We start from the raw sequence: 18,650 nt of genomic DNA, 5'->3' as shown, positions 1-18,650 counted from the left end.
CCCCTGAAACCCCCTCCACAGCACTCCCGTAAGGGGGTGTCTGAGCCTCCCTGCCCCACGTTCGGAAAGGATTCCGCATGTACCCCGAACCCGTCCGCCACGCGCCCGCCGAACGGGCCGTGGAAGTCCACCACCCGACCCCGATCACGCGCGCCGCCGTCGCGCCGACGCCGCTCGTTCCCGTCCAGCCGGGCACCGTCCCGGCGGTGGCGAGCATCGTCCTGCCGGACGGCCGCGTGGTCACCGGCTACACCCTCGAACCCGCGAAGCCCGAACCGGTCGCGGCCAAGCCTCCCGTCTCCCGCGCGGCCGTGAACGTCGCCCTCGGGGGCATCGGGTTCCTTGCCGTGTGCGGCGGACTGCTGCTGCTCACTACGTTCATCACCGCCCTCACGGCGCTGATCACTCAGCTCATCACCCTCGCCGCCGTGATCTTCGGTGGATACGTCGCCGTGCAGATCTTCAAGCCCACCGGCGACAGCAAGAGCGGCAACACGTTCCACATCCGCAAAGCGATCTTCAAGCGCAACCACTTCAACGGCTAGCTACGCCCGTGGGCGGCGGCACTCCCGGACAAGGACAGCCCGCCGCCCACGGTCTCCCAATCCCGACGTAGCAGAACAGGAGACCTACAGCATGACACCTGACTGCAAGGCCCGGCGGCCCGCTGGCGGGAGTTACCCGGACGGGAACCACCTGCGCACCGCGCTGCACCTCGCGGAGGCCGGTGTCCCGGTTCTGCCCCTGCGACGGGGCAAGGTTCCGTTCGGTAACTGCCGTTCCTGCAAGGACGGCGCTTGCGGTGGCCGACCCAACATGAAGACGGCGGGCCCTTGCCGGTGCCCCGCGCCGTGCCACGCGTGGGCCGCCGCGACCACCGACCCGCACGTCCTCACCTCGCCCGTGTGGGCGCCGGTGTGGCGTGAGGCGGTGGCCGTCGCCTACCACCCCGGCGGAGCCGGGCTGACCGTGGTCGACCTGGACAACGCGGCTGCCATCGCATGGGCCCGCGAGACCCTGCCCGCCACCCGCACGGTGCCGACGACGCGGGGTGAGCACTGGATCTACCGGGGCACCATGCCGTCATCGAACGCAGTCCGGCCCGGCGTCGACATCAAATCCCTTATGGCATACGCCCGTTGGCTCCGGCCTGGAACCGGCGCCACGGCCGCTCTCCCAGACGCTGTGCGCACGCTGGCAGTAAAGGAGCCGTCCCCGGCCCGCAGGGCGCCACAGACGCTCACAGTGCCCCTGACGGGCGGGCAGGGTGAGTGCCCGCATCGCATGCCCACGTACCTCGATCGTGGCATCGCCATGGCAGAGCAGCGCATCACCGAGGCCCGCAGCACCGTCCACGCCACCGTGTACCGCACCTTCCTCGCCGTGCTGTCCACCCATGGCCGGTGCGGCTGCCTCACCGACGCCCACGTCTCCCGGCTGTTCACCGCCGCTCAGGCCAAGGGCGAATCCCCCCGCCACTGCACCGATGCGTGGACCAACGCCCGCACCACGTTGGGACTGTGACATGTCCGACGACGAGAAGAACCCTGCCCGCGAGGTCATCACCGACTACGCGCAAGCGCACTTCCGCTACTTCCGCACTGCCGACGGGACCGTGTATGCGCAACGGAACGGCCACCCCGTGGCCCGCCCGATCCGCTCCCAGGGCACGACCGGCAGCCACCGCCAGGAACTCATGGTCGGCCTGTTCAGGGACGGACTCGGCGTGTTCAACGGGACCGCGCTCAAGGAGGCGTTGGACTTGATCGAAGCACTCGCGCTGACCGAGGACGTACAGCCCGTGCACATCCGCGTCGCGCCCGGACTCGACGGGGCGACGTGGCTGGACCTGGGCCGCACCGACGGACGGTCCGTCCGCATCCACCCCACCGGCTGGGACATCGCCATCCCCGATCCGCGTGAGGTGTGCTGGCGGCGCACCCAGCTCACCGGCGAACTTCCCCTGCCCGCCCGGGACACCGACGGCAAGGGCATCGATCTGCTGCTGCGGCTGTGCAACTTCGCCACCGCCGAGACCGAGTGCCTGGCCATCGCCTGGCTGATCGGCTGCCTCGAACCGTCTGTGCCCGTCCCTGCCCCGTTCCTCACCGGCCCGCAGGGCGCCGGCAAGTCCACCGGCGGCCGGATGCTCGTCAGGATCATCGAAGGGATGAGCGGCGACCTGCGCCGGGCCCCGAAGGATGAGGAGAACCTGATTGCGGCCGTGGCCGCCGGATGGGTCACGGCGCTGGACAACCTCTCGCACATGACCCCGGACCTGTCCGACGCCATGTGCTGCATCGTGACCGGAGCCGAGAACGTCAAGCGTGCCCTGTTCACCGACGGGGACGTATTCCGGGCCCGCTACCGGCGCCCCCTGCTCCTGACCGGTATCGACGTCGGAGTCATCCGCCCCGACCTGGCTGAACGGCTCCTGCCGTTGCGTTTGGAGCGGCCCTGCGTGCGGCGCACCGAGGCGGAACTGTGGGCGGAGTATGCAGAGGTTCTGCCCGTCGTCCTCGGATCTCTGTTGGACCTGACGGTCAAGGTCCGTGCGGTTGAGGCGGAGACGCCAACGGACCTGCGGATGGCGGACTTCGCGCACCTGTGCGCGCAGCTCGACGCGGCTACCGGCCTTGGGGCGCTCACTGCCTACCGGGCCAGTCTGGACGACCTCAACGACGACGTCATTGAGGGCGACCTGTTGGCGCAGACCGTCCTCCGGCACGCCGCAGACATTGAGCCGGGCGCAGAGCAGCGGATGACCTCCACGGAGTGGCTGCACTGCCTCACCCGTCTCTACGCGGGCGAGGACTTCCGTCCCCTGCCCAAGGGGTGGCCGACCACTGGCAAAGTCCTCTCCGACCGTCTCAAGCGTCTCCAGCCGACCCTGGCTGCCCGGGGTGTCCTCATCGACTCGGGGCGCACCAGGGAGGGCCGCTATATCGAGATGGCCCGCTCGCCCGCTTCGGTCCCGCACGAGCAGCAGTCGTTCTGACCGGCACGTCCGACGGCACAAGCAAGAGGAGCACCCCGGGCCCGGCGTGCTCTTCTTGCTGTTCGGCGGCGCCGCCGCCCTGCGGGGACGCGCCGCGAAGCGGCTCCTTCTTCACGTCCTGAGCCGCGCTGCACCACCACAGACACCCCCTCTTTTTTCCTAAGTGGGAAACGCTGCGTCACCTGCGTCACGGGGTCTCGGAAAACGACGCTTGACCTGGGCATACGGCCGTGACGCAGACGGCCGCTGCCTGCGTCACTCCGCGTCACCCGCGTCACGCGTGACGGACAGCCTGTGTCACGGGTGACGCACCCCCAACGTTCTGCGTCACCCCAAACCCGCAGGTCACAAGCCTGAGTGACGCAGGTGACGCGGTGACGCAGAAATCCGCACCTCGGACAGACGCAGGCTCCAACCACCACCCGGCCCGTCTCTCCTCACCCCAGGGAGATCCCTGCATGAACGAACACGGCACCCTCGCGACCGCTGAACACGACGACCCGACACTGGTTCTCCTCAAGGTCGAAGAGGCCGCCCGGCGACTGCGGATCGGCCGGACTACGTGCTACGCACTCATCCGCTCCGGAGAGCTGGAGTCCGTACCCGTCGGCCGTCTCCGCCGCGTCCCCGCCGACGCCCCGGCCGCCTACGTCGCTCGTCTCCGCGCGGCCAAACACGCCGCTTGACGACACCCGGGGCGGCGGCACTCCCGGACAGGACAGCCCGCCGCCCCGGTCCCCATCCCGACACCACGAAACAGGAGCGCTGCCTGTGGCAGAGAAGAAGAAGGGCACCCGCCGCGCCAACGGCGAATCCGCGATCTATTTCGGGGCGGATGGCCGATGGCACGCCCGTGTGCCGATGGGCTACAAGGACAACGGGGAGCCCTACCGTCGGCACCTGACGCGCAAGACGCGCGATGACCTGGTTGAGGAAGTCAAAAAGCTGGAGAAGCAGCGCGACGCGGGTTCGGCGCAACAGCCGGGCAAGGCGTGGACGGTTGAGAAGTGGCTTCAGCACTGGGTTGAGAACATCGCCAAGCCGACTGTCAGCGAGAACACCTACGACGGCTACGAGGTCGCCGTGCGCGTTCACCTCGTGCCTGGTGTCGGCAAGCACCGCCTTGACCGCTTGCAGCCCGAGCACCTGGAGAGCCTGTATCGCCGCATGCAGGCGAACGGGGAGCGCAAGGCCGGTACGGCTCACCAGGCCCATCGCACCGCGCGCACCGCGCTGGGGGAGGCGGTACGGCGCGGCTACGCGGCGAAGAACGCCGCCGCACTGGCGAAACCGCCCCGGATGGAAGAGGACGAATCCGAGGTAGAGCCGTACTCCGTGGAAGAGGTTCAGTGCCTGTTGCTCGAAGCCAACAAACGCCGGAACAGCGCCCGCTGGATGCTCGCTCTCGCCCTCGGACTGCGCCAGGGCGAGACGCTCGGACTGCGCTGGTCTGACGTCGACCTGGACAACGAGTACCTGAAGCTGCGTCGGAACCGCCTGCGTCCCAGGTACGAGCACGGCTGCCCGGAAGCTTCGCCGTGCGGCCGGAAGCCGGGGTACTGCCCCGGCAAAGTGCAGGTCCGGCGTGAGACCAAGAACACCAAGTCCCGAGCGGGCCGCCGCGCCGTGCCCCTGCCGGGCCCGCTGGTCGCCATGCTCCGTGCACACCGCGAGACGCAGAAGCGAGAGCGCAAGGCGGCCGGCGACCTGTGGACCGAGTCGGACTACGTGTTCACCAAGCCGCTCGGTGGCCCGCTGAGCCCGAACACGGACTATCACGACTGGAAGCGGCTGCTGGAAGACGCGGGGGTTCGGAACGGCCGGCTGCACGACGCCCGGCACACGGCCGCCACCGTGCTCATGCTGCTCGGAGTACCAGCCCGCGTGATCGACCAGATCATGGGCTGGGAGCCGGGCACCTCCGCGAGCATGCGGGCCCGGTACCTCCACGTGCCGGACGCCATGCTCAAGGACGTGGCCCGGAAGATCGCCGATGCCATCTGGGGAACCCCGGAAACACCCGCTGTGGACAAAAACCAGGACAACGCGGTCTGAGGACAACGTCGAAGGGCCCCACCTTGCGGTGGGGCCCTTCGACATCGTGCCCGGTGAGGCACTGGCGGAGGATACGAGATTCGAACTCGTGAGGGGTTGCCCCCAACACGCTTTCCAAGCGTGCGCCCTAGGCCTCTAGGCGAATCCTCCGCCGGAAACATTACATGACCGAGAGGAGTGCTCGCGAACTCGTTCCCTCCGGCCGACATCAGGTAACCTGTGCGGAGCCCCTCACGCGGCGCTATCTGACTGAACTCCCCCAGGGCCGGAAGGCAGCAAGGGTAGGTTGGCTCTGGCGGGTGCGTGGGGGGCGCTTGCGTTCCGGGGTGAGGGGATGGCGGGGCGGTTCCGGGGCCGGTGCACCGGGGCAGGGCCGGGGGCTGGATCTTCGGGCGGGGCCCGTTGTCGGTGGGCGCCTATAACCTCGTATGCGTGTCGTCTCTCGCGCTGTACCGCCGCTATCGCCCGGAGTCGTTCGCCGAGGTCATCGGGCAGGAGCATGTCACTGACCCGCTGCAGCAGGCGCTGCGGAACAACCGGGTCAATCACGCGTACCTGTTCAGCGGGCCGCGCGGCTGCGGCAAGACGACCAGTGCGCGGATTCTCGCGCGGTGTCTGAACTGCGAGAAGGGCCCCACGCCGACCCCGTGCGGGGAGTGCCAGTCCTGCCGGGACCTGGCTCGCAACGGGCCGGGTTCCATCGACGTCATCGAGATCGACGCGGCGTCGCACGGTGGTGTCGACGACGCGCGTGAGCTGCGGGAAAAGGCCTTCTTCGGTCCTGCCGGCAGCCGCTACAAGATCTACATCATCGACGAGGCCCACATGGTCACGTCGGCCGGCTTCAACGCCCTGCTGAAGGTCGTCGAGGAGCCGCCCGAGCATCTGAAGTTCATCTTCGCCACGACCGAGCCCGAGAAGGTCATCGGGACGATCCGGTCGCGTACCCATCACTACCCATTCCGGCTGGTCCCGCCGGGGACCCTGCGGGACTACCTGGCTGATGTGTGCGGGCGCGAGAACATCCCCGTCGAGGACGGCGTCCTGCCGCTCGTCGTGCGCGCGGGTGGGGGGTCCGTGCGTGACTCCATGTCCGTCATGGACCAGCTGCTCGCCGGAGCGGGGGAGGAGGGTGTGACATATGCCATGGCCACCTCTCTGCTCGGGTACACCGACGGTTCGCTGCTGGACTCCGTCGTGGAGGCCTTCGCGACGGGTGACGGCGCCGCCGCCTTCGAGGTCGTGGACCGTGTCATCGAGGGCGGCAACGATCCCCGGCGGTTCGTCGCCGACCTGCTGGAGCGGCTGCGGGACCTGGTGATCCTGGCCGCCGTGCCGGACGCGGCGGAGAAGGGGCTCATCGACGCCCCGGTCGACGTGCTGGAGCGGATGCAGGCCCAGGCCGGCACCTTCGGCGCCGCCGAGCTGAGCCGGGCCGCCGACCTCGTCAACGCGGGACTGACCGAGATGCGGGGCGCCACCTCGCCGCGGCTGCAGCTTGAGCTGATCTGCGCGCGCGTGCTGCTGCCTGCGGCGTACGGGGACGAGCGTTCCTTGCAGGCCCGCCTCGACCGGCTGGAGCGGGGCGTCAACTTCTCCGCGGGCGGCGGCATGCCCGCGATGGGCTATGTGCCCGGTCCCGACGCTCATGGGGGAGCGGCCGCCGCGCCCGTTCCGCCGGGTGGCGGGGCCGCCGCGGCCCGGGCTGCCGTACGGGCCGCGGGGGCGCCGTCCGGCGATACGACGGGCGGTGGCGGTGGCGGTACGGCTGCCGGTGCCGTACCGGCGGGGCAGGGTGCGCCCATGGGGCAGGCCCCGTCCGCGCCCTCGGCCCCGGGCGACTCGCCGCAAAGCGGTCAGCGGCCGCAGCCTCCCCAGGCTCCGCCCGCCCAGCCGCCCGCCCAGCCGCCCACCCCGGCCCCGGCCCCGACTCCCACCCCCACCCCCACGCCCGCTCCCGCCGCCGCGAGCCAGCAGGCGCCGTCCGCCTCGGCCCCCGGCGCGTGGCCCACCGCCGCACCCGCAGGCGGTGGCCGACGGCCCGGCGGCTGGCCCACGGCAACCCCGGCGGGCGGCGGCGCCCAGCCCCCGGCCGCGTCGAGCGGCGCCCCCGCTCCCGCCTCCGCTCCCGCACCCGCACCGCAGCCCGCGGCGACCGCACCCGCTCCCACCGCGGCCCCGGCATCCGCCTACGCACCCCCGAGCGGCGGCCTCGACCCCCGCATGCTCTGGCCGAACATCCTGGAGGCGGTCAAGAACCGACGCCGCTTCACCTGGATCCTGCTCAGCCAGAACGCCCAGGTGGCCGGCTTCGACGGCACCACCCTCCAACTCGGCTTCGTCAACGCCGGCGCGCGCGACAACTTCGCCAGCAGCGGCAGCGAGGACGTCCTGCGACAGGCGTTGGCCGAACAGTTCAACGTCCAGTGGAAGATCGAGGCGATCGTCGATCCTTCGGGCGGTGGCTCGGCTCCCCCGCCGGGCGGCGGCTCCCCCGGCTTCGGCGGTGGCGGAGGCGGAGGCGGTGCCTACGGCGGTGGCGGCGCCGGCGGTTACGGCGGTGGCGGTACGCCCGCCCAGCGTCCGGCCCCTCCGCAGCAGACGCGTACGGCACCCACCCCGCCTCCCGGGGCCTCGGCGCCGAGCGCTGCCCCCGCCCCGGCACCCCGGCCTTCCTCCGCCCCGGCGCCCCCGTCCGCGCCCCCGGTCGCCCTTGAGGACGACATCCCCGAGGACGACGACCCCGACCTCAACGAGTCGGCCCTGTCCGGCCACGAGCTGATCGTGCGGGAGCTGGGGGCGACGGTGGTCGAGGAGTTCATGAACGAGTAGCGGGGCCCGGGGCCTGGGCCGGTGCCGGTCCTTGGAGGAACGTACAGGTCACCAACCCCCGGCCGCTCATCGCCCCGCACAAAAACCCGGTTAGGCTGACCCCCGTGAAGGTCCTCGTCATCGGTAGCGGCGCCCGCGAACACGCCCTGTGCCGTTCCCTGTCCCTCGACCCCGACGTCACCGCGCTGCACTGCGCCCCCGGCAACGCCGGCATCGCCGAGGTCGCCGAGCTGCATCAGGTCGACGCCCTGGACGGCAAGGCCGTTTCCGCGCTGGCCGCGGAGCTCGGCGCCGACCTCGTGGTCGTAGGGCCGGAGGCGCCCCTCGTCGCCGGGGTCGCCGACGCCGTGCGCGAGGCGGGCATCCCGGTCTTCGGGCCGTCCGGGGAGGCCGCGCAGCTCGAGGGCTCCAAGGCGTTCGCGAAGGACGTGATGGCGGCGGCCGGCGTCCCGACCGCCCGCTCCTACGTCTGCACCACGCCCGAGGAGGTCGCCGAGGCCCTCGACGCCTTCGGCGCCCCGTACGTCGTCAAGGACGACGGTCTCGCCGCCGGCAAGGGCGTCGTCGTCACCGACGACATCGAGGCCGCCAAGGCGCACGCCGCCGGCTGCGAGCGCGTCGTCATCGAGGAGTACCTCGACGGCCCCGAGGTCTCCCTCTTCGCCATCACCGACGGCGAGACCGTCGTCCCGCTCCAGCCCGCCCAGGACTTCAAGCGGGCGCTCGACGGGGACGAGGGCCCGAACACCGGCGGCATGGGCGCGTACTCCCCCCTCCCGTGGGCGGACCCGAAGCTGGTGGAAGAGGTCCTCGAAACGGTCCTCCAGCCCACCGTCGACGAGATGCGCCGCCGCGGCACCCCCTTCTCCGGTCTCCTCTACGCCGGTCTCGCGATCACCTCGCGCGGAGTGCGGGTCATCGAGTTCAACGCCCGCTTCGGCGACCCCGAGACCCAGGTCGTGCTGGCCCGTCTGAAGACCCCGCTGGCCGGCGTCCTGCTGGCCGCGGCCAAGGGGAACCTCGCCGACATCGAGCCCCTGCGCTGGAGCGACGACGCCGCGGTCACCGTGGTCGTCGCCTCGCACAACTACCCCGGCACCCCGCGCACCGGCGACCCGATCACCGGCCTCGACGAGGTGGCCGCCGAGGACGCCCCGCACGCCTACGTCCTGCACGCCGGCACCAAGCGCGACGGCGACGCGATCGTGAGCGCCGGCGGCCGCGTCCTGTCCGTCACGGCGACCGGCAAGGACCTCACCAAGGCTCGCGACCGCGCGTACCGGGCCGTCGCCCGCATCCGCCTCGACGGCTCCCAGCACCGCACGGACATCGCCGCGAAGGCGGCGACGGGCGCATAACCAGGCCGCGTCCACACCCCCGTCGGCCGCCGCGCGATGAACCCCGCAGGCCCCGGATCCGTCTCAGGATCCGGGGCCTGATCCTCGCTGTCCGTCATCCACCTCTCCCCAAAGCCATTCCATCGAGTGACCGATGCCCCATCCGGCTGACGTGGGCCGAAGCCCCAACTAGGGTGCGGCGCAAGCGTTCCGGCACTTGGCCCACCGGCATTGCGATGTCAGTGGTGGGTGCCACAGTGGGGGAGTGAGCAAAGCCAGGACAGTCCGGACAGCCAGGGCAGCGCGGAGGGGGTGAGGTCCGGCCGTGACCGGTATGGGTGTGGAGGCGGGTGCGCAGGCCGCGCGCGCCCGGGCCCTCGCCGTGCTGCGCATCCGCAGCCGGGCGCTGGCCGTGGCGCTGCTGCCCGCGGCGGTGGCCGTGGTGCTGCTCGCCGGTGCTTCCACCGGCCACTTCGTCGGCCCGGGCTGGGACGCCGCCCGCTGGGCCGTGACCCCCGTCGCCGTCCTCGTCCTGCTCGCCGCCGCGGGCATCGCCCTGGTCGTCGCCCGCGCCCGCCCCGCCGTCAGCCCGACGGTCCCGATCGCCGAGGAGCAGGCGCCGGACCTGTACCGGCTGGTGCGCGACCTCGCCGACCGCCTCGATGTCCCCGCCCCGTCCGAGATAGCGCTCACCCCGGACTGCGACAGCTGGCTGGAGGACCGCACCCACCTGTCCCACGGCCCGCCCCCGCCCGAGGACCGCGACGAGCTCCACGCCCTGCGCGGTGGCGGGGGCCTGCGCGGAGCCCACCGCCGTACGCCGGTCGCCCCCGTCCTCGTCATCGGCTCCCCGTTCCTGTGGTGGATGCGCGTCGGCGAGCTGCGCGCGGTCCTCGCCCCGGTCGTCGCCGGTACGGGACCTTCCGCTCACCCGGACATAGCCCAGGCCCGGCGCTTCGTCCGGGGCCTGGACGCCGCCGTGGCCGTCGCCTCGACGCGCGGCCGCTGCCCGGGGTCGCGGGCGGTGTGCGCGGGCCTGGGCTGGGTGGCCCGGCTGCTGCTGCGCAGCTGCCGGGAGCACGCCGCCCAGATGGAGCGGGGCGTGGCCGCCGCGGCGGCCGAGCGTGCACAGGCTGTGGATTACGGGCTGCGCATCGTCGCCCAGGAACAGGTCGGGCTGGCGTACGCGGGCTGGGACCGGCTGCTCACGCGCGTCGCACTGCCGGCCTGGCGGATGGGCCGGTGGCCGTCCCGGCTGGACGCGGGTGTCGTCGCCGCCCTCACCGAGCTGTCCCGCCGGGACCGCCTGGCCGAGGGATTCGCCTCCCGGCTGGGTGAGCGCCCCGCCTGTGACCTGCTCGAAGAGCCCGGCGCGGTCGACGAGGCCGCCTCACTCCTCGCCGCCCGCCTCTTCCACGGGGGCCCGGCCGAGGCCGGTGCGGACTGGTCCCCGGTGGACTGGCCGGAGTACCCGGAGGAGGTGGTCGACCGCAAATGGCGCACCGACGCGGCCCGCCTCCACCGCGTCCTCGACACCCTCGGCGTCCGCCGCACCACCGAGAACACCCGCCCCGAGACCCACGGCCCGACCCTGGCCCGCGTCATAGACCACCTGTCGACCCCTCCGGACCCCCCACTACCCCACACCTCGGCCCCGCACGCCGACGGCTCCGAGCCGACGGTTCCGCATACTGGCGGCGCAGCTCCGGATGCCCACGGCACCCAGCCCACCGCCTCGCCCGCCCACGGCACCCAGCCCACCGCCTCGCCCGCCCACGGCACCCAGCCCACCGCCTCCCCCGCCACCGGCCCCCGCACCACGGACGCGCACGCCGACGCCCCCCGGCCTGCCGACGCACAAGCCACCGGTGCTGAGGCCGGCGGCCCGCATGCCACCGAGGCCCAGCCCAGCACCCCGCACGACACCCCTCCCACGCAGCCCCTGAACCCCTCCAACTCCTCCAAGCCCCCCAAGCCCCCCAAACCCCCCTACGCGTCCATGGCCGAGGACTCCCCCGCCGACGGCCAGCAAACCGAACGCAGCTCCGCTCTCGCCGCAGTCCTCACCGCCGAGCTGGCCCGCGAAGAGGCGGCGACCCCCGCGGAGCACACGGCGTCCCCCGCACCCGGCGCCACCCTCCTCGACACCGGCGCGCTCCCTCTCTTCCCGCTCCAACCGCCCCGCACCGGCCGCGAGTTGCTCACCGACCACGTGACGGCGATGGTGTGCTGCGCCGCGATGGACACGGCCGGCGCGGCCCCGGGCCTGGACTGGCTCGACGGCCCCACGCTCCTCATCAAGGGCGAGAGAGCCGCCGACCTGACCCCCAGAGTCCTCAGCCTCATCGAGGACGGCGACCCGGCGCCCCTGCGGGCCTGGCTGCTGGAGTCGGGGATACGCCCGGAAAAGCCGGTACGACTGGTCTGAATGACGTCCCTGTCCGACCGTTCCTGACCACGGACGGCAGTAAGCGGCCGGAACCCCTGATTCCACTTTCGGCCAATTCGCAACGAATAGTGACAGCATGCGTGCGCAATGTGATGTGCTGGGATCGATAGCGCATATGGCAAGGGCTTGCGACATACGACAGACATACAAGAGCCCACATCGCACGACAGAAACCGCAAGCACACAGGACACGCGCACCACAAACGACGCTCAACGCACAACCACGGGGGATCAAGGGAGGGGTAGGGCCATGGGGTCGGAGCAGATCCGCCGCTGGGAGTCGGGAGCACTCGCGCACGCCGTGACGGACCCCTTCGGCCAGGGCCCCGTCCCCTGGCTGCGCGGGAACGTGACGTACTTCGACGACACCGGCCAGGTGGTCCCCTGGTACGTCGACGGCCAGGCTCACCCCCCGACGGCCGACACCCCCAGGGTCCCGGCCCCGCGAAGCGCCGGCCCCCGGTCCGCCGACGACGTCCACCGCCAGATCAAGGGCTTCACCTCCACCGGCGCGGTCGCCCCCGGCGAGGCCGTCGACTTCCACATCACGGTCGACCCGCCCCAGGAGTTCGGTGTCGACGTCTACCGCATCGGCCACTACGGCGGCGACGGCGCCGCCAAGATCACCACTAGCCCCCGCCTCTCCGGCATCGTGCAGCCCCCGCCGCTCCTGGCCGACCGCACGGTCTCCTGCCACCACTGGTGGCTGTCCTGGCGTCTGCAGATCCCGTCCTACTGGAGCATCGGCGCGTACGTGGCCGTCCTCACCACCGCCGACGGCTACCGCTCCCACATCCCCTTCACCGTCCGCGACAACCACCCCGCGGACCTGCTCCTGCTCCTCCCCGACGTCACCTGGCAGGCCTACAACCTCTACCCCGAGGACGGCCGCACCGGCGCCAGCCTCTACCACGCCTGGGACGAGGACGGCCGGCTGCTCGGCGAGGCCGACGCCGCGACGACCGTCTCCTTCGACCGCCCGTACGCCGGCGCGGGCCTGCCCCTCCACGTCGGCCACGCCTACGACTTCATCCGCTGGGCCGAGCGCTACGGCTACGACCTCGCCTACGCCGACGCCCGCGACCTGCACGCGGGCCATGTCGACCCCACCCGCTACCGCGGCCTGGTCTTCCCCGGCCATGACGAGTACTGGTCGACGAACATGCGCCGCACCACGGAACTCGCCCGTGAGAACGGCACCTCCCTGGTCTTCCTCTCCGCCAACTCCCTCTACTGGCAGGTCGAGTTGGCGCCCTCCCCGTCCGGCGTCCCCGATCGCCTGCTCACCTGCCGCAAGCGCAAGGGCCCCGGCCGCCCGGTGCTCTGGCGGGAGATCGACCGCCCGGAGCAGGAACTGATCGGCATCCAGTACGCGGGCCACGTCCCCGAGCCGCACCCCCTGATCGTCCGCAACGCCGACCACTGGCTGTGGGAGGCGACCGGCGCCCACGAGGGCGAGGAGATCCCGGGCCTGGTGGCGGGCGAGGCCGACCGCTACTTCCCGCGCGCCCCGCTGCCCGAGCACGAGGAGCGCGTCCTGCTCGCCCACTCCCCGTACACCGACCGCGAGGGCGTCGTCCGCCACCAGGAGACGTCCCTCTACCGCGCCCCCTCGGGCGCCCTGGTCTTCGCGTCCGGAACGTTCGCCTGGTCCCCGGCACTGGACCGCCCGGGCCACGTCGACGCCCGTGTCCAGCGCGCCACCGCCAACCTCCTGGACCGCATCTGCAAACGTGACTGAGCCCTGCTGAGGGCACCCCCGTCCATGACCGATCTCCGGCATACGGGAGAATCGAGCCACTTGGACAGAACCACGGGGAGGAACCGTGTCCGGATTCGTAGAAAAGCCCGAGCCGATCCAGGTTCCGGGCTTGGTACACCTGCACACCGGCAAGGTGCGCGAGCTGTACCAGAACGAGGCGGGCGACCTCGTGATGGTCGCCAGCGACCGCATCTCCGCATTCGACTGGGTGCTGCCGACCGAGATCCCCGAAAAGGGCCGGATCCTCACCCAGCTCTCCCTGTGGTGGTTCGACCAGACCGCCGATCTGATCCCCAACCACGTCCTGAGCACCGAGCTGCCCGCCGGCGCCCCCGCCGACTGGGCGGGCCGCACCCTGGTGTGCAAGTCGCTCCAGATGGTCCCGGTGGAGGCCGTGGCCCGCGGCTACCTCACCGGCTCCGGCCTGGTCGAGTACAACGAGTCCCGCACCGTCTGCGGCCTCGCCCTCCCCGAGGGCCTGGTCGACGGTTCGGAACTTCCCGCCCCGATCTTCACCCCGGCTACCAAGGCCGCGGTCGGCGAGCATGACGAGAACGTCTCCTACGAGGAGGTCGCCCGTCAGGTCGGCGCCGACACCGCCGCCCGGCTGCGCCAGGCGACCCTCGCCGTGTACTCCAGGGGCCGGGACATCGCCCGTGACCGCGGCATCATCCTCGCGGACACCAAGTTCGAGTTCGGCTTCGAGGGCGACGAGCTCGTCATCGCCGACGAGGTCCTCACCCCGGACTCCTCCCGCTTCTGGCCGGCTGACCAGTGGGAGCCGGGCCGCGCGCAGCCGTCGTACGACAAGCAGTTCGTCCGCGACTGGCTGACCTCGCCGGAGTCCGGCTGGGACAGGAAGAGCGAGCAGCCCCCGCCACCGCTGCCGCAGGAGGTCGTGGACGCCACGCGGGCGAAGTACGTGGAGGCGTACGAACGCCTGACGGGCACGAGCTGGAGCTGACAGCACAAGAAAGACCCCGGTCCAGTGGACCGGGGTCTTGTTTCCCGAGCGGACGACGAGGCTCGAACTCGCGACCTCAACCTTGGCAAGGTTGCGCTCTACCAACTGAGCTACGTCCGCAGTGCGCCGTGGCGCGAGAGCAACTATACCCAACCTCGCTCGCGTGCGAGACGCACTGCCGCATGGCGGTTCTCCACCCCGAGCTTCGAGACGGCGGACGACAGATAGTTCCGCACGGTCCCCTGCGACAGCGCCGCCCGCTCCGCGATCTCCGCGACGGGCGCCCCGTCGGCAGCCAGCTCCAGCACCTCGGCCTCCCGCGCGGTCAGCGGCGAGTCCCCGGCGGCGATGGCGTCGGCGGCCAACTCGGGATCGACGTAACGGTTTCCGGCATGCACGGTACGGATGATCTCCGCGAGCCGCTGAGCGCTGACGGTCTTCGGGACGAACCCGCGCACACCGGCCGCGAGGGCCCGCTTCAGATGCCCGGGCCGTCCATGACTGGTCACGATCAGCACCTGGCAGCCGGGCAGTTCCGCCCGCAGGGATGTGGCGACCTTCACACCGTCCGCTCCCGGCATCTGCAGATCCAGCACGGCCACGTCGGGCTCGTGCGCCCGGGCCATCGCCAGCGCCTCCGGCCCGGTGGCGGCCTCGGCGACGATCAGGAGGTCGTCCTCCAGGGAGAGCAGCGTGGCCAGCGCCCCCCGGATCAGATGCTCGTCGTCGGCGAGCAGCAGCCGTACCGGGCCGGTCGCACCGCCGTTCATCCCGGTCGTACCGCCGTTCATACGGTGACCCCCCGCACGCCCGCTCCCACCACCGGCACCTCCGCCACCAGCCGGAACACCCCTTCCCCGACGCACCCGGCCTCCAGCGTCCCGTCCACCGCCGCGAGCCGCTCCCGCAGCCCCGCCAGCCCGGAGCCCCCACCCCCGTGGGGGGCACCGGCAGCCCCGTCGTTCTCCACCGTCAACACCACCCGCCCCTCCAGCACCCGCACTGCCACCCCGCACCGCCCGGCATCCCCGTGCCTCAGCACATTGGTGGTCGCCTCCCGCACAACCCACGCCAGCGCCGACTGCACCTCGGCGGCCAGCCCGGCCGCGTCCTCGGCCGTCACCTCACAGTCGATCCCGGCCGCCCTCAACACGCCCTGAGCTCCGGCGAGCTCGACCCCCAGATCGGCCTCCCGGTAGCCGCGTACGACGTCCCGCACCTCGCGCTGCGACTCCTGCGCGATCCGCTGCACCTCGATCATCTGCTCCACGGCCTCGGGCCGCCCGCGCCGCGCCAACTGCACGGCGAGCTCGCTCTTCAAGGCGATGACAGCCAGATTGCGCCCCATGACGTCGTGCAGATCCCGCCCGAACCGCAGCCGCTCCTCGGCGACGGCGAGCCGGGCGCGGGTGTCGCGGGCATCGTCGAGTTCGTAGACGGCGTTCACCAGCCAGACCGAGAAGACGGAGCTGGCGGCGACGACCCCGCCGCCGACCAGCACCCCCAGCGCACCGACCACGGCGACGGGAGCAGGCACACCCAGGGCGAGCGCCATGAGTGCCGCTCCCAGGGCGAAGCTCCCGACGGTCGCGATGACGCGGCGCCGGCTGCGCACCCCGATCACGAGGACGCCCACCCCGTAGATCAGCACGACGCTGAAGATCCCGCCCGCCGCGGAGTCGACGCGTTCACCGCCGGGGCCGTACTGGGTGACGGCGAGTGCCGCGGTGGCGACCGCCGCGCTGACGGCGCCGAGCGTCCACAGCAGTCCTACGGGCTGTTCACGTCGGCCGCGCACCCAGCTCAGCGCCCGCGAGATGGTCAGGCAGCACAGCGTCGCGTGCACGCACACCGTGAGGAACACCCAGCCGCCCAGCTCGACCCCGACCCCGGCGACGACGGACGGCCCGACCAGCAGGACCTCGACGGCCGCCAGGGAGTGGAACGACCACCGGACGTACGTCTCGAACTTCGCCGGCGTGCTCTTGCGCCGCCACCAGCCCCCCGCCTTGCGCATGTCCCCGCTCCCCGTATGTCAGCGCCTGGGTTCCCAGCGGAACCACCGCTGTACAGCAAACACGCCCAGGGCCGTCCAGGCCAGCGCGGTCATGACAGGACCGATCGCCTCGTACAGCGACAGGTTCCCGGTCCAGCCGCCGCGCACCAGCGTGATCACCGGTGACAGCGGGAACAGCTCGAAGACCGAGGCCACCCGGTCGGGCAGCACCTCCAGGGGGACGGTGATCCCGGAGCCGATCATCGAGACCATCACCAGCGGCAGCGCGGTCACCTGGGCGCTCTCCACGGTCCGCGTGAAGCCCGAGGTGACGGCGGCCAGGGCCGCGCACAGCACCAGCCCCAGAAGCAGTCCGACGACGGCGAGGTGGGGCGCCTTCGGCGCCGGCAGATCGAGCAGCGCGGTGCAGCCGACCGCCAGGACCAGGGACTGCACGAGACCGACGGTGACGGCCGGCAGCGCGGCCCCGGTGAGGATCTCCACGTCCCGCACCTCACCGGTGCGCAGCCGCTTCAGGACGAGCTCCTCGCGCCGCCCTACGAGGATGTTGACGAGCGCCGAGTACACCGCGAAGAGCAGCGAGAACCCGATGGCTCCGGGCAGCAGCACGAGCCCGACGCTGAGCCCGGACTCCTTCAGGTCCATGTCCTCGACCACCGACCGCACGCTGAACGGCAGCACCAGCGGCACGAACACCGCCGCGACGATCATGGCCTTGCTCCGCACGAACAGCGTCAACTCGGCCCGCCCGAGCGCCGCCACACGCCCCAAGGGCGTGGTCACCGTCCCCCTCATGCCACGTACTCCTTCGCATCGACAGAACCGCCGGACGCCTCCCGCGCGATCCCCAGGAACGCCTCCTCCAGCGAGGCCGACCGCACATCCAGCCCCCGCAGCTCCACCCCGGCCCTCTCGGCCCACACCAGCAGCCGGGTGGCCGCCTGTTGCAGCTGCCGCGTCCGCAGCCGTACGACCCGCCCGTCGACCTCGTGCCCGGACACGCCCAGCTCGGCGAGCGGCGGCAGGTCTCCCAGGAAGTAGCCCTCGGGCAGCTCGAAGGAGATCCGCGACGGCTGGGCGGCGGTCACCTCGGCCGGTGTCCCGGCTGCCGCGATGCGCCCCTCGTGCAGGATCGCGAGCCGGTCGGCGAGGCCCTCGGCCTCCTCCAGGTAGTGCGTGGTGAGCAGCACGCTCGTCCCGGCGTCGCGCAGCCCCCGCACCAACTCCCAGGTGTCCCGGCGCCCTTCGGCGTCGAGGCCGGTCGTCGGTTCGTCCAGGAACAGCACCTCGGGCTCCCCGAGCAGCGCGAGCGCCAGGTCCAGGCGCCGCCGCTCACCCCCGGACAGCTGCTTCACCCGTACGCCGCTCTTCCCGGCCAGCCCGACGAGCTCCAGCACCTCACCCTCGGGCCGCGCCCCGCTGACACACCCGGCCCACATCCGCGCGGTCTCGGCGACGGTCAGCTCGGACGGAAAGCCGCCCTCCTGCAACATCACCCCGGTCCGGGGCCGTACGGCGGCCCGCTCGGCGTAGGGATCGTGCCCGAGCACCCGCACCCGCCCCCCGGCCGGCCGGGCGAGTCCCTCCAGCAGTTCGACGGTCGACGTCTTGCCCGCGCCGTTGGTGCCGAGCAGCGCGAAGATCTCCCCGCGGGCCACGGAGAACGTGATTCCGCGCACCGCCTCGAACCCGCCCCCGTACACACGCCGCAGGTCAGTGACCTCAATCACGTGTTCGTGTTCGCTTGTGTTCATGACACCAGCGTCCCGGCAACCGGAGGCGTGAAGCAGTGCGCGCTGTCACCTCTCCGCATGACAAATGTCAGGCGGACGGTCGGGGCACATGAAAAAGCCCCGGTCCACTGGACCGGGGCTTTTCACCAGAGCGGACGACGAGGCTCGAACTCGCGACCTCAACCTTGGCAAGGTTGCGCTCTACCAACTGAGCTACGTCCGCATTGCCTCCGACCGGCTCTCACCGATCGGCGCGAGCACCAGCCTACCTGATCCACTTCAGTGGTCCATACGGCGGTGCAGAGCGGGTGACAGGAATTGCACACTGCGCCTTCCCCCTGGAAGGGGGATGTTCTACTACTGAACTACACCCGCAAGCCTCCGCGAGCTGGGCTTTTCGGCCCTGCCCTGCGGCGTGCCCCAGACATTAGCTGATCTGCAGGGGGGTAGCGCAAGTCGGTTGCCCCCAGGGCCCGCTGACGGGCCCTGAGCCGCCATCCCGG

The 18,650-nt window shown here is 71.7% G+C and carries 14 protein-coding genes, 4 tRNA genes and 1 other RNA gene; 11 read left to right on the top strand and 8 right to left on the bottom strand.

The window, feature by feature from the left end; all coding sequences use genetic code 11:
• Positions 1-77: 77 nt before the first annotated feature.
• The 5 genes from AQI70_RS05930 (at position 78) to AQI70_RS05910 (ending at position 5,053) form a co-directional block, all read left to right on the top strand.
• On the top strand, positions 78-545 hold the full coding sequence (locus AQI70_RS05930) for a hypothetical protein (protein ID WP_062145233.1): 468 nt from the start codon (positions 78-80) through the stop codon (positions 543-545).
• Between the two features lie 91 nt (positions 546-636).
• On the top strand, positions 637-1,524 hold the full coding sequence (locus AQI70_RS05925; protein WP_208607303.1) for a bifunctional DNA primase/polymerase: 888 nt from the start codon (positions 637-639) through the stop codon (positions 1,522-1,524).
• 1 nt (position 1,525) lies between these two features.
• Positions 1,526-2,998, top strand: coding sequence for a hypothetical protein (locus tag AQI70_RS05920; RefSeq protein ID WP_062145231.1), 1,473 nt, complete (start codon positions 1,526-1,528; stop codon positions 2,996-2,998).
• A 458-nt stretch (positions 2,999-3,456) separates the two neighbouring features.
• Positions 3,457-3,684, top strand: coding sequence for a helix-turn-helix domain-containing protein (locus tag AQI70_RS05915; RefSeq protein ID WP_062145230.1), 228 nt, complete (start codon positions 3,457-3,459; stop codon positions 3,682-3,684).
• Positions 3,685-3,769: 85 nt separating this feature from the next.
• Positions 3,770-5,053 (top strand): tyrosine-type recombinase/integrase, encoded by a 1,284-nt coding sequence (locus AQI70_RS05910; protein ID WP_062145228.1) that lies wholly within the window; start codon positions 3,770-3,772, stop codon positions 5,051-5,053.
• A 62-nt stretch (positions 5,054-5,115) separates the two neighbouring features.
• Here AQI70_RS05910 and AQI70_RS05905 read toward each other — a convergent pair.
• A tRNA-Ser gene (locus tag AQI70_RS05905) sits at positions 5,116-5,203 on the bottom strand.
• A gap of 72 nt (positions 5,204-5,275) precedes the next feature.
• On the opposite strand from AQI70_RS05905, the gene ffs reads away from it, so the two are divergent.
• From ffs to AQI70_RS05875, 6 genes are all read left to right on the top strand, one after another.
• An RNA gene (gene ffs / locus AQI70_RS05900) (signal recognition particle sRNA small type) lies at positions 5,276-5,374 on the top strand.
• A gap of 111 nt (positions 5,375-5,485) precedes the next feature.
• Positions 5,486-7,885: a DNA polymerase III subunit gamma and tau gene (locus AQI70_RS05895; RefSeq protein WP_062145226.1), complete on the top strand. Its 2,400-nt coding sequence runs from the start codon at positions 5,486-5,488 to the stop codon at positions 7,883-7,885.
• Between the two features lie 104 nt (positions 7,886-7,989).
• Positions 7,990-9,243, top strand: a complete 1,254-nt coding sequence (purD, locus tag AQI70_RS05890; protein WP_062145224.1) for a phosphoribosylamine--glycine ligase — start codon at positions 7,990-7,992, stop codon at positions 9,241-9,243.
• Positions 9,244-9,547: 304 nt separating this feature from the next.
• Entirely contained in the window at positions 9,548-11,650 is a 2,103-nt protein-coding gene (locus tag AQI70_RS05885) for a hypothetical protein (protein WP_208607302.1), read from the top strand.
• 271 nt (positions 11,651-11,921) lie between these two features.
• Complete coding sequence (locus AQI70_RS05880; protein WP_062145222.1) at positions 11,922-13,412, top strand: N,N-dimethylformamidase beta subunit family domain-containing protein; 1,491 nt, start codon at positions 11,922-11,924, stop codon at positions 13,410-13,412.
• Between the two features lie 85 nt (positions 13,413-13,497).
• Complete coding sequence (locus tag AQI70_RS05875; RefSeq protein ID WP_062145220.1) at positions 13,498-14,397, top strand: phosphoribosylaminoimidazolesuccinocarboxamide synthase; 900 nt, start codon at positions 13,498-13,500, stop codon at positions 14,395-14,397.
• Positions 14,398-14,444: 47 nt separating this feature from the next.
• On the opposite strand, the gene AQI70_RS05870 is transcribed toward AQI70_RS05875, so the two are convergent.
• The 7 genes from AQI70_RS05870 to AQI70_RS05840 form a co-directional block, all read right to left on the bottom strand.
• A tRNA-Gly gene (locus AQI70_RS05870) sits at positions 14,445-14,517 on the bottom strand.
• Positions 14,518-14,540: 23 nt separating this feature from the next.
• Positions 14,541-15,188, bottom strand: a complete 648-nt coding sequence (locus tag AQI70_RS05865) for a response regulator transcription factor (RefSeq protein WP_244181487.1) — start codon at positions 15,186-15,188, stop codon at positions 14,541-14,543.
• The gene (locus tag AQI70_RS05860) at positions 15,185-16,414 is read right to left on the bottom strand and encodes a sensor histidine kinase (RefSeq protein WP_062145218.1); all 1,230 of its coding nucleotides are present in this window, start codon (positions 16,412-16,414) and stop codon (positions 15,185-15,187) included. Before AQI70_RS05860 ends, AQI70_RS05865 begins: the two co-directional genes overlap by 4 nt.
• A gap of 18 nt (positions 16,415-16,432) precedes the next feature.
• Positions 16,433-17,209 (bottom strand): ABC transporter permease, encoded by a 777-nt coding sequence (locus tag AQI70_RS05855; protein WP_062145216.1) that lies wholly within the window; start codon positions 17,207-17,209, stop codon positions 16,433-16,435.
• Positions 17,206-18,168, bottom strand: a complete 963-nt coding sequence (locus tag AQI70_RS05850) for an ABC transporter ATP-binding protein (protein WP_062145214.1) — start codon at positions 18,166-18,168, stop codon at positions 17,206-17,208. The genes AQI70_RS05855 and AQI70_RS05850 overlap by 4 nt, the downstream gene beginning before the upstream one ends.
• A 129-nt stretch (positions 18,169-18,297) precedes the next feature.
• A tRNA-Gly gene (locus AQI70_RS05845) sits at positions 18,298-18,370 on the bottom strand.
• An 80-nt stretch (positions 18,371-18,450) separates the two neighbouring features.
• A tRNA-Gly gene (locus tag AQI70_RS05840) sits at positions 18,451-18,522 on the bottom strand.
• Positions 18,523-18,650: the final 128 nt, after the last annotated feature.

This window comes from Streptomyces curacoi, assembly GCF_001513975.1.
GTDB classification, from domain to species: Bacteria; Actinomycetota; Actinomycetes; order Streptomycetales; family Streptomycetaceae; genus Streptomyces; species Streptomyces curacoi.
Note: the sequence above shows the minus strand (reverse complement) of the source record. Positions and strands in the feature narration are given on the sequence as shown.